Genomic DNA, 11,598 nt, shown 5'->3' with positions numbered 1-11,598 from the left:
TTCGGAAGGAAGGAGAAATCGCCATGAATATCGGAACAGCATCGGAACGGTCGAACCTGCCGCCCAAGACGATCCGCTACTACGAAGATATCGCGCTGGTTTCGCCTCAGCGATCCACGAATGGATATCGCGACTATTCCGACGCCGATGTGCACCGTTTGCGCTTTCTCCAGCGGGCACGCAGCCTTGGCTTCACGATCGAGGAGTGCCGGCTATTGCTGTCGCTTTATCAGGACAAGGAGCGGGCGAGCGCCGATGTGAAGCGGATTGCGCTCGAAAAGGTGAAGGAGATGGATGCCAAGATCGTGGAATTGAGATCTCTGCGGCAAACACTCGCGTCGCTGGCGGAACACTGCCATGGCGACGACCGGCCGGAGTGTCCGATCATTAATGATCTTGCCGGGAAGAAAGGTTGATGGGCAGGCGCGTTACGATTTCTGTCCTGGCGGTGGTAGCTGTACTGGCCGTGGTGTCCATCGGTCTCCGGAACCGGAGTGAAATGGGCGAAGGTGCACCGCCGCGTACCGGACCCGCGATGGTCTCTGTGAGCGTCCCGGTACTGGCCGGGGTGGCGAAGGAAGGCGAGGCACTGTTCGCAGCAAATTGCGCATCTTGTCATGGCGTGAACGCAGCGGGTCAAGAGGGTATCGCGCCTCCGCTCGTGCATATCATTTATGAGCCAAACCATCACTCGGATGCGGCCTTTCATCTTGCAGTCCAGCAGGGCGTGCGTGCCCATCACTGGCGTTTCGGCAACATGCGCCCAGTCGATGGCGTGAGCGAAGACGATGTAGAAATGATCGTAGCCTATGTACGTGCGCTCCAGCGGGAGAACGGAATCGAATAGAAGAACCGTGTGCTCCAGGCGCAATATGTCCTAGGTCGACGCGGCTGTTCTTGTAGCCGCGTGGTATTCCCCCGAGGGCGAGTCGCCCGTCGATCCGGCGTTGGGATAAGATAGAAACTGCAAATCCTTGGCCGGTACGCCTTCGATCGAGCGCATCACGCACGTCGCCAGATCCCGCCCGGCGAGTTTCACGTCCTCCATGAAAATCTCGATTCCCGGTCGGAACCTCTTGAGGATGCTGGTGTGCTCCTTGGAAACAAGCTGGATGTCGGTGCCGACCGCAAGCCCTGCCTGTTCGATTCCGGTCGCGGTCGCGATGGCGGCGCTGCCGCTGCCGCAGACGAAGCTGTCCGGTCGTCTGGGGGAGCACATCAGTTCGTAAACTTGCGCCTGAATGGTATCGAGGCTGTCGTCCACCGTGACGTTGCCCGATGCGATCTCCTCCAGACCGAATTCGCGAAGGCCGGCGGCGAAGCCCGCCTTCATGTGACGGGCATAGGTGAGATTGGCAGGCGGGGCGATCAGGGTCAGCCGTGTGGCGCCCTTGGATGCGACGCTGGCCACTGCTGCGTGGGCAAAGCGTTCGTTATCGAAATCATGCCACGGGTGATCGATTCCCATATCCGTGCGACCGTGGGTCGCGAACGGCATGCCACGTTCGCTCAGATACTGAATTCTACGGTCGTGCAACTCGGTGCGCGACAGGATGATTCCGTCCGCGGAGCCGGTTTCGACGACGTATCGGACCGGATCCATCGGGTCATTCTCGTGGGAATAAGGCGTGATAACGAGATGGTAGGGTGTATCACGCAAGGCCTCCGAGATGCCGAAAACCATCTCGGACGTCAGGCTCATGATCTCTTCCTCTGTGTTCAGAACGAGACTGATGACGTTGGTCTTGCCGGTGCGCAGGCGCACGCCGGCGCGGTTTGGCCTGTATCCGATCTGCTTGGCGACAAGACGCACCCGCTCCTTCGCCTCCGCACCGATATCGGGGGCGTCGCGCAGCGCTCGCGAAACGGCGGTCACGCTGTAGCCGGTCATGTAGGCGATTGTCTTGAGCGTCGGTGGACCGGTTTCTGCCGCAGTCCTTTCCATTGCGCCTTCAGGCTGCTTGTTTGCCATTTTGCCCGTATCCCTTCGGAGTGACTATAGGCTCACCCCATCGTCTGCTTCAACCAGCGGAAGCCATTTTCGCAAACGATAAAGTTTGAGGCGTTGCATCCTATGGTGTGCGCCGTGCAGTGTGCGCAAGAGCCTTGCCTTGGAGTCTAGTTCAGACAAAGTGCTGAAAATATACAGGAAAGCGAAAATTTTACACAGCTTCGATCTGATGCCTCCCCCTGCGGAAGGAAATTTTCCGTACGATGGTTGCGCGAAAATGGACGTTGCCATAAAGTCTTTACTGCAACGTTACAGTTCCATGGGAGGAATAGATGCGTCTTCGTTCAACTCTGGCGGCGCTTGCGGCGTTCGTCACATTGCCGGCCGCCGGTGCTCAGGCGACCGAGCTCGAAGTAACACACTGGTGGACGTCAGGCGGCGAGGCGGCTGCGGTGGCCGAATTCGCCAAGGCATTCGATGCAACGGGCAACAAGTGGGTTGACGGTGCCATCGCGGGGTCCGGAGGCACCGCGCGTCCGATTATGATCAGCCGGATTACCGGCGGTGACCCGATGGGCGCCACGCAGTTCAACCACGGCCGTCAGGCGGAGGAACTCGTCGAAGCGGGGCTGATGCAGGATTTGACCGAGCTGGCGGAAAAGGAGGGTTGGCGTGATATCGTGCATCCCGTTTCGCTGCTTGACAGTTGCACGGTCGACGGCCGCATCTATTGCGTGCCGGTGAATATTCACTCGTGGCAATGGATATGGCTAAGCCACAAGGCATTCGAGGATGCCGGAGTCCCGGTTCCAACCAATTGGGACGAGTTCGTGGCGGCAGCTCCCGCGCTAAAGGAGGCCGGGAAAATTCCGCTCGCCATGGGCAATCAGCCATGGCAGTCGTCCGGTGCATTCAACGTGATGTCGATCGCGCTGGCTGGCCTCGACGCCTGGAAGGCCGTCAATATCGAGAAGGACGCCGAAGCCGCTGCCGGGCCCGAATACGCGAAGGTCTTCAAAGCTGCGGCCGATGCGCGCGAATTCCGCAAGGACTCGAATGTTCAGGACTGGAACCAGGCGACCAACCTTGTGATCACCGGCCAGGCCGGCGGCCAGATCATGGGCGACTGGGCGCAGGGTGAGTTTCAGGTCGCCGGCCAGGTTGCGGGCGAAGATTACTCCTGCCTGCCCGGTCTGGGCGTCACCGAGGTTATCTCGACGGGCGGTGATGCATTTTATTTCCCGAAACTGGACGATCCTGAGAAAACCCAAGCGCAGATGGAACTCGCTTCGCTGATGCTGTCCAAGGAAGTGCAGGTTGCTTTCAATCTCAAAAAGGGTTCGCTGCCGGTCCGGGGCGACGTCGATCTTGCAGCCGCCAACGATTGCATGAAGAAGGGACTGGAGATCCTGGCAGGCGGGAACATTCTTCCGGACACCAACCAAACGCTCTCGCCTGACACGCAGGGTCAGATCGAGGATCTGATGACCGAATTCTGGTCGAGCGACGCGATAAGCGCCGAAGATGCGCAACAGCGTTATGCTGAGATCATAGCCAACGCCGATTGATCTTCGGCCCTTGATTTCTGCCGCCGTGCCGGAATGCTCCGGCCCGGCGGCCCTCCGACAGTGAAACTGGACCCAAATCGGCAGAGGGGATGTTCATGGCGCGTGATGGGCGTCCATTGCAGCTTTTCCGTAACCTGAACGCAAAGATCGCTGCGATTCCCATGATCTTCACCGCTGTTGTGATCTTCGCGGGCGGCACGATCTGGACGGTCGTCTACTCGTTCACCGACTCCAAGCTGCTGCCGCGCCTGCGCTGGGTCGGGCTGGACCAGTACGATCGGCTTTGGAATACCAGCCGGTGGATCATCTCGATCGAAAATCTGATGATCTACGGCGTTTTCTCGCTGGTCTTCTCACTGGTCATCGGGTTTGTGCTGGCAGCGTTGCTCGATCAGAAAATTCGTTTCGAAAACACCTTCCGAACGATTTTCCTTTATCCCTTCGCCCTCAGTTTCATCGTGACCGGCCTCGTCTGGCAATGGATACTCAATCCCGATTTCGGTGTTCAGAGTGTCATACGGGACCTGGGTTGGGAGAGTTTCACATTCGATCCGCTCTACACTGCGGACATCGTGATCTACGGCATTCTGATCGCCGGCCTCTGGCAGGGTACGGGCCTGATCATGTGCCTCATGCTGGCCGGACTCCGCGGCATTGACGAGGATGTCTGGAAGGCGGCGCGAGTCGACGGCATTCCGATCTGGAAAACCTATCTCTTCATCATCATTCCGATGATGCGGCCGGTCTTCATCACTACCCTTGTGCTGATCGCCTCCGGGATCGTCCGCGTTTACGACCTGGTTGTCGCCCAAACCAGCGGCGGCCCCGGCATCGCTTCCGAAGTGCCCGCAAAATATGTCTACGACAAGATGTTTCTCGGGCAGAATCTGGCCCAGGGTTTCGCCGGTTCGACAATGATGCTGTTGACGGTGCTGATCGTCTTGATCCCTTGGGCCTATCTCGAGTTCGGGGGTAAACGCCGTGTCTAATCCCGGTTCTCTCAATATCGCCGCCGCAAGCCTGGATGCGGTCAAGGATCGAATCGACGGTGGCCCGAGAGGACCGCGGCCGCGCAAGCGGATTTCTCGCCGCAACATCTTCATCTACGGTACTCTACTGGTGGTCGCGATTTACTATCTTGTGCCGCTGTACGTCATGCTCGTCACCTCACTGAAGGGCATGCCGGAAATCCGTCTCGGTAACATCTTCTCGCCGCCGGTCGAGATCACCTTCCAGCCTTGGGTGAAGGCCTGGGCTGAAGCCTGCACAGGACTCAATTGCGACGGGCTTTCGAGAGGTTTCTGGAATTCCGTGCGGATTACGATCCCGTCTGTTGTGCTATCGATCGCCGTGGCGTCCGTGAACGGCTATGCGCTTGCGAACTGGCGTTTCAGAGGCGCGGACGTGTTCTTTACGATCCTTATCTTCGGGGCATTCATCCCCTATCAGGTGATGCTCTATCCGATCGTGATCATCCTGCGTGAGATGGGCCTTTACGGCTCGCTGTGGGGTCTCGTCCTCGTTCACACGATCTTCGGAATGCCGATTTTGACGCTGCTGTTCCGCAATTACTTCACGTCCCTGCCGGAGGAACTCTTCAAGGCGGCGCGTGTCGACGGCGCCGGCTTCTGGAGTATCTATTTCCGAATCATGCTGCCGATGAGCCTGCCGATTTTCGTCGTCGCCATGATCCTGCAGGTAACCGGCATCTGGAACGACTTCCTGTTCGGGGTGATCTATACGAAGCCGGACACCTACCCGATGACGGTTCAGCTCAACAATATCGTCAATTCCGTGCAGGGCGTTAAAGAATACAACGTCAACATGGCCGCGACGCTGCTGACAGGCGTTGTTCCGCTCGTGATCTACTTCATCTCAGGAAAGCTGTTCGTGCGCGGTATTGCCGCCGGCGCTGTAAAAGGTTGATTGTCCATGGAAAGCGTTTCGATCCGCGATGTGAGTCTCAGTTTCGGAGCCGTTCATGTTCTGGAGAAACTGAATCTCGATGTGAGGGAAGGGGAGTTTCTTGTCCTGCTCGGACCTTCCGGCTGCGGTAAATCGACCTTGCTCAACTGCATCGCCGGGCTGCTTGATGTCAGCGATGGCCAGATCTTCATCAAGGATCGCAACGTCACGTGGGAGCAGCCAAAGGACCGCGGCATCGGAATGGTGTTCCAGTCCTACGCTCTCTATCCGCAGATGACAGTGGAGGGAAATCTAAGCTTCGGACTGAAAAACCAGCGGCTGCCGGGCGACGATATCAGGGCGCGGATCGACCGGGCCTCGAAAATCCTGCAGATCGAGCCTCTTCTCAACCGGAAGCCGGCGCAGCTTTCCGGCGGTCAGCGCCAGCGCGTCGCCATCGGGCGGGCGCTGGTTCGCGATGTCGACGTGTTTCTCTTTGACGAGCCGCTGTCGAACCTCGATGCGAAGCTGCGGTCGGAACTACGCGTCGAAATCAAGCGGCTGCACCAGAAGCTCGACAACACGATGATCTATGTGACGCACGACCAGATCGAGGCGCTGACGCTTGCCGACCGGATTGCCGTAATGAAAGGGGGGGTCATTCAGCAACTCGATGAGCCGCTGACGATCTACAACCGTCCGCGCAATCTGTTCGTCGCCGGCTTCATCGGGTCGCCTGCTATGAACTTTCTTGCCGGCGCGGTCGTGAAATCTGGTCACGGCCATGCGTTCCGAGCCGGGGGCCATGAGATTGCGCTCGATGGCTACGAGCCGGATACTGCCATCGTGGAAGCACCAGACGCGCTGCTCGGCGTTCGGCCGGAGCATGTCGAGATCAACCGGGAAGCGGGCGCGAACGGGGCGGTCTCCTTTCCGGCGACGGTCGATCTGGAGGAGCCGATGGGCGCGGACAGCTTGGTCTGGATATCGCTTGGTGATCAAACATTGTCTGCTCGCGTAGAGTCATCGAGGCGATTCAGGCGCGGTGACACGGTGCATGTGTGTTTCAACATCCCCATGGCGTCGCTGTTCGACGCCAAGTCCGAAATCAGGATGTGAGACGAACACAAATGCTGAATGTTTCGGGTCCTGTACGGCCCATTATGAAACGTTCGTCCGTCGCCCACCTCATCCGCGACCACCGGCTGGGACATCACCGATCTCGGGCTGTTCGACCCGCTGCGCCTTCTTGTTTCCGAGCGCGTCACATGGCTCCGCCGAGCCGCATTGGAGGATATGATCAATGACCGATTTTTCCTATCAGCTTTATAGCTCCCGCAATTTCCCGCCGCTTGCCGACACACTGAAAATGGTCGCCCGCAACGGCTACAAACAGGTCGAGGGCTACGGAGCGCTTTTCAATGACGAGGCTGCCGTCAATGAACTGGAGGCCAACCTCGCGGCGACCGGTCTGACCATGCCGACCGGTCATTTCGGCCTCGACCTGATCGAGGGTGATCCCTCGCGCGGTTTGGCGATCGCCAAGGCGCTTGGCATTACGAACGTCTTCGTTCCCTTCCTGATGGCCGACCAACGCCCTGCGGACAGCGAGGGCTGGAAGGCATTCGGCAAGCGCCTGCACGCGGCGGGCGCTCCGATCCGGGATGCCGGATTGAACTTCGGGTGGCACAACCACGATTTCGAATTCCGGCCGACGGGGCAGGGCGATTTACCACAGGACCTGATCCTCGCCGCCGCGCCGGATCTGGTGGTGGAACTCGACATCGCCTGGGTGCAGAAGGGCGGCGGCGACCCGCTTACCGCAGTCGCGAAATATGGCGACCGGATCGTCGCGGCGCATCTCAAGGACATCGCACCTGAAGGCGAATGCGCCGACGAGGATGGCTGGGCCGATGTAGGTCACGGCGTGATGGACTGGCCGGCGATCATGGCCGCTTTGCGCAAGACGAAGGCGCGCTACTTCATCATGGAACACGACAATCCGAGCGATCACGAGCGTTTCGCGCGCCGATCCATCGAAACGGCACGCAAGCTTTAAGGGTAACGAAAATGAAAAAACTTGGTGTCGGAATCATCGGATGCGGCAATATCTCTACGTCTTATCTCCGCTTGGCGCCGCTTTTCAAAGCCTTGGAGATACGGGCCGTCGCGGACATGTCTATGGAGGCAGCGAAAGTTCGGGCAAAGGAATTTGGCGTCGAGACGATGACCGTCCAGGACATGCTCGCGTCAGACAAGATCGATGTGGTGGTGAACCTCACCATTCCCGACGCGCATTTCGCCGTCACGAAGTCGATCCTTGAGGCGGGAAAGCATGCATACTCGGAAAAGCCGCTGGTTCTGACGCTCGAAGAAGGCGAGGAATTGCGGGCGCTGGCCGGTGTTAAAAATTTGCGGGTCGGCTCGGCGCCTGACACCTTCCTCGGCGGCGCCCACCAGCTTGCGCGCGCCAGGATCGACGAGGGATTGATCGGCAAGGTGATTGCAGGCACGTGTCACGTCATGTCGCACGGCATGGAGCATTGGCATCCAAATCCGGATTTCTTCTTCCTGCCGGGTGCCGGCCCGATCCTCGATATCGGACCCTATTACATTACCAATCTTATCCAACTGCTCGGACCCGTGAAGCGGGTCGCCTCGCTCGCGACTTCGGCTACGACGACGCGGACCATTCTGTCGGAGCCGCGAAAGGGTGAGCAGATACCCGTGAAGACACCGACCAACATTCACGCGCTTCTCGATTTTGCCGACGGTGCCACCATCACCCTTTCGGCGAGTTGGGACGTCTGGGTCCATCGGCATGCGAGCATGGAACTCTACGGGACGGAAGGTTCGATGTTCGTCCCGGATCCAAACTTCTTCGGCGGAACCGTTGAGTCGGCGGGGCGAGACGGCCTGATCAAGCCACTCGAGGCGTGGAGCCACCCCTTCGGCATCGCCAACCAGGAGCATGCCAACGGTCCTCTGGCAAACTATCGCACGGCCGGACTTGCCGACATGGCGCAGGCGATTGTCGAGGGACGCGAACACCGGTGCTCCCTTGACTTGGCGCTGCACGCGGTTGACGTGATGACGGCCATCCTCAAATCGGGCGACACCGGCTCATTCGTGGACATGACCACGAGTTGCGAGCGCCCGGCGGCCCTCGGTCCCGAGGAGGCGCGTCAACTCATGGGCTAAAGCCTTGTGCCGTCCGGTGGCAGCTGACTGAAAAGGAGATGAGAGAATTGACCTACGTTCCCGCAGAGGATCGCTACGAGAAAATGGTCTACCGCCGCTGTGGGCGGTCAGGTCTCGATCTGCCAGCCGTTTCGCTCGGGCTGTGGCACAATTTCGGCGGCGACACGCCCCATGATCTGAAGCGGTCGCTTTGCCGCACAGCGTTCGACCACGGGATTACCCATTTCGACCTCGCCAACAATTACGGCCCGCCGCCGGGTAGCGCAGAAGAGGCGTTCGGTGAAATCTTGCGAACCGATCTCCGCGGCTATCGCGACGAACTCGTTATCTCGACGAAGGCCGGATATGAAATGTGGCCTGGGCCGTATGGCGAGTGGGGAAGCCGCAAATACCTGATTTCATCCTGCGACCAGTCGCTGAAGCGTTTGGGCCTCGATTATGTCGATATCTTTTACTCGCACCGCTTCGACCCGGAAACGCCGCTAGAGGAGACCATGGGGGCGCTGGACCAAATCGTGCGTTCCGGCAAGGCGCTCTACGCGGGGATATCCTCCTACAATTCCGAGCGCACCCGAGAAGCTGTGAAGATCCTCAGCGATCTCGGAACGCCCTGCCTGATTCATCAGCCATCCTACAACATGCTCAATCGGTGGGTCGAGCGGGACGGGTTGAAGGACACGTTGACCGAACTCGGGGTCGGCTCGATCGCATTCACGCCGCTTGCGCAGGGCATGCTAACGAAGAAATATCTCGGCGGCGTCCCCAAGGACAGCCGCGCGGCGCAGGACAAATCGCTTAATCCGGATTTCCTCACCGATCAGACTATCGAGTGCATCCGCAAGCTGAACGAAATCGCCGAGCGACGCGGTCAGACGCTCGCCCAGATGGCGCTCGCATGGGTGCTGCGCGCCGGCGGGATCACCAGCGCGCTGATCGGTGCATCAAAGCCGTCGCAGGTCATCGACTGCGCCGGGGCGGTCGCCAATCTGGAGTTTACCGCCGACGAGCTTGCGGAAATTGACAAATACGCTCAGGACGAGAGCATCAACCTGTGGGCGAAGTCGTCGGAGACGCAGGAAGGCGCCGCCGAGCGATGATACGAAATCCCGTTCTGCCCGGCTTCAATCCGGATCCGTCGATCTGCCGGGTGGGAGAGGACTACTACATCGCGACCTCTACATTCGAGTGGTATCCGGGGGTGCAGATCCACCAATCCCGGGATCTGGTGAACTGGAGACTGGCCTCGCGGCCATTGAACCGGGCGGCGCTGCTGGACATGCGCGGAAATCCGGATAGCTGCGGCATCTGGGCGCCATGCCTTTCCTACGCCCATGGCCGGTTCTGGCTAGTTTATACGGACGTCAAGCGTCTCGACGGAAATTTCAAGGACTCCCATAACTACGTCACGACGTCCGACGCCGTCGACGGCGAGTGGACCGATCGGATCTACGTGAACTCTTCCGGATTCGACCCGTCACTCTTTCACGACGACGACGGCAGGAAATGGTTTATGAACATGCAATGGAACCACCGCGGTCCGGGGACCGGTGGCAATCCGGAGCATGCGTCGTTTGACGGAATTCTTCTGCAGCAATGGAACGAGATTGAGGGCCTGAGTGGGCCGGCCATCAATATTTATCCCGGGACCGCGCGAGGGCTCACCGAGGCTCCGCATATTTTCAAGCGAAATGGCTGGTATTACCTGACCACCGCGGAGGGCGGCACCGGCTACCGGCATGCCGTGACGATGGCCCGCTCACGCTCAATCACCGGCCCATATGAAGATCATCCGCAGAAGCATCTGATCTCCTCCGCCGCTGCGCCGCGTCATCCCATCCAGAGGGCCGGCCATGGGCAATATGTGGAAACCCCCGATGGCGAGACCTATCACACGTTCCTGATGGGACGACCGATTTCCGGTCCCGGGAAAAGCGGTCGCTTTTGTCCTCTTGGTCGCGAAACTGGGATCGAGCGCTGCGTTTGGCATGACGACGACTGGCTCTATCTGGAACAAGGCGGGCTCTTGCCGCGCGTCGAGGTCCCTTCGCCGACCGATGTCGAGCCTGACTCGCCGCGGTCAGTGCGACGGACTTTTGATGGTGATGCGCTCCCACCTGAGTTCCAATGGCTGCGGACCCCGGAAAAGGACCGGATTTTTCGCCTTGGCGATGGCTCACTCACTCTGATCGGACGCGAGAGCATCGGAAGCTGGTTTGAGCAGGCGCTCGTCGCACGGCGCCAGGAGCACCTGGCCTATGTCGCCGAGACCATGGTCAGCTTTGATCCTGTGACCTATCAACAGGCGGCTGGGCTGACGACCTACTACAATCGCTACAAATTTCACGCGCTTTTGCTCACGCATGATCCGGATGCCGGCCGCGTCCTCTCTATTGTCTCGTGCAACGGAGACTGGCCGGATGGGAAACTCACAATGGCGCTCGACGCGCCAGTGAGGGTTTCGGATGCACCTGTCGAGATGCGGGTCGAGGTTAATCACGCCTCACAACAATTCTCCTGGCGGCAGAGCGGGGGGGCCTGGAAGGAGGTCGGTCCAGCGCTAGACGCCTCTGTTATCTCCGATGAGGGGGGACGCGGAGAACATGCGTCCTTCACCGGTGCTTTCGTTGGAATGATTGCATTTGACCTGACGGGGCAGGGCGCTGAGGCACGGTTCAGCCGTTTCGATTACGAGCCCAGGGGTTAGAGGAGATACTTCTACGCGTATGTGCCGCTTGCTGCTCAGCAGAATTTTCAGCTCGTTGGACGTGCTCGCTCCCAAAATGAGTCATATGCTTGGTAACGTCGCTTGGCGGCATGCACGCAATTGTGTCGGCCGATTGGGTTGACGGGGCGCAGCCGCTGTCGCATGGTCGTGCCATACATAGGAAAAACGCTATGGATTACGAACAGTTTTTCGCGGATCGTCTTGGCGGTTTGAGGGATGCGGGCAACTACCGTGTGTTTGCGGATCTC

The 11,598-nt window shown here is 59.2% G+C and carries 12 protein-coding genes; 10 read left to right on the top strand and 2 right to left on the bottom strand.

The features are described 5' to 3' along the window. Positions 1-23 precede the first annotated feature (23 nt). On the top strand, positions 24-416 hold the full coding sequence (gene cueR, locus LC298_RS07630; protein ID WP_131565976.1) for a Cu(I)-responsive transcriptional regulator: 393 nt from the start codon (positions 24-26) through the stop codon (positions 414-416). Next, entirely contained in the window at positions 416-847 is a 432-nt protein-coding gene (locus LC298_RS07625; RefSeq protein WP_131565973.1) for a c-type cytochrome, read from the top strand. Before cueR ends, LC298_RS07625 begins: the two co-directional genes overlap by 1 nt. A 30-nt stretch (positions 848-877) precedes the next feature. On the opposite strand, the gene LC298_RS07620 is transcribed toward LC298_RS07625, so the two are convergent. Continuing rightward, positions 878-1,972 (bottom strand): LacI family transcriptional regulator, encoded by a 1,095-nt coding sequence (locus tag LC298_RS07620; RefSeq protein WP_131565970.1) that lies wholly within the window; start codon positions 1,970-1,972, stop codon positions 878-880. Between the two features lie 311 nt (positions 1,973-2,283). On the opposite strand from LC298_RS07620, the gene LC298_RS07615 reads away from it, so the two are divergent. The 8 genes from LC298_RS07615 to LC298_RS07580 all read left to right on the top strand — a co-directional run bounded on the left by LC298_RS07615 (position 2,284) and on the right by LC298_RS07580 (position 11,329). Continuing rightward, a complete protein-coding gene (locus LC298_RS07615) occupies positions 2,284-3,519 on the top strand; it encodes an ABC transporter substrate-binding protein (protein ID WP_131565967.1) in 1,236 nt (411 codons plus the stop codon). Positions 3,520-3,614: 95 nt separating this feature from the next. Then, on the top strand, positions 3,615-4,508 hold the full coding sequence (locus LC298_RS07610) for a carbohydrate ABC transporter permease (protein WP_131565964.1): 894 nt from the start codon (positions 3,615-3,617) through the stop codon (positions 4,506-4,508). Positions 4,509-4,524: 16 nt separating this feature from the next. Next, complete coding sequence (locus tag LC298_RS07605) at positions 4,525-5,445, top strand: carbohydrate ABC transporter permease (RefSeq protein WP_428977537.1); 921 nt, start codon at positions 4,525-4,527, stop codon at positions 5,443-5,445. 6 nt (positions 5,446-5,451) lie between these two features. Continuing rightward, entirely contained in the window at positions 5,452-6,543 is a 1,092-nt protein-coding gene (locus LC298_RS07600; protein ID WP_131565959.1) for an ABC transporter ATP-binding protein, read from the top strand. Positions 6,544-6,727: 184 nt separating this feature from the next. Beyond that, a complete protein-coding gene (locus tag LC298_RS07595; protein WP_131565956.1) occupies positions 6,728-7,483 on the top strand; it encodes a sugar phosphate isomerase/epimerase family protein in 756 nt (251 codons plus the stop codon). 11 nt (positions 7,484-7,494) lie between these two features. Then, positions 7,495-8,625: a Gfo/Idh/MocA family protein gene (locus LC298_RS07590; RefSeq protein ID WP_131565954.1), complete on the top strand. Its 1,131-nt coding sequence runs from the start codon at positions 7,495-7,497 to the stop codon at positions 8,623-8,625. Positions 8,626-8,663: 38 nt separating this feature from the next. Continuing rightward, positions 8,664-9,722, top strand: coding sequence for an L-glyceraldehyde 3-phosphate reductase (gene mgrA, locus LC298_RS07585; protein WP_428977530.1), 1,059 nt, complete (start codon positions 8,664-8,666; stop codon positions 9,720-9,722). Next, the gene (locus tag LC298_RS07580) at positions 9,719-11,329 is read left to right on the top strand and encodes a glycoside hydrolase family 43 protein (protein WP_131565949.1); all 1,611 of its coding nucleotides are present in this window, start codon (positions 9,719-9,721) and stop codon (positions 11,327-11,329) included. Before mgrA ends, LC298_RS07580 begins: the two co-directional genes overlap by 4 nt. 47 nt (positions 11,330-11,376) lie before the next feature. Here the strand turns inward: LC298_RS07580 and LC298_RS07575 are convergent. Next, on the bottom strand, positions 11,377-11,598 hold a 222-nt coding region (locus LC298_RS07575; protein ID WP_223385591.1), incomplete at its 5' end, for a hypothetical protein.

Origin of the sequence: Oricola cellulosilytica, assembly GCF_019966575.1 — a bacterium.
GTDB lineage: Bacteria > Pseudomonadota > Alphaproteobacteria > Rhizobiales > Rhizobiaceae > Oricola > Oricola cellulosilytica.
Note: the sequence above shows the minus strand (reverse complement) of the source record. Positions and strands in the feature narration are given on the sequence as shown.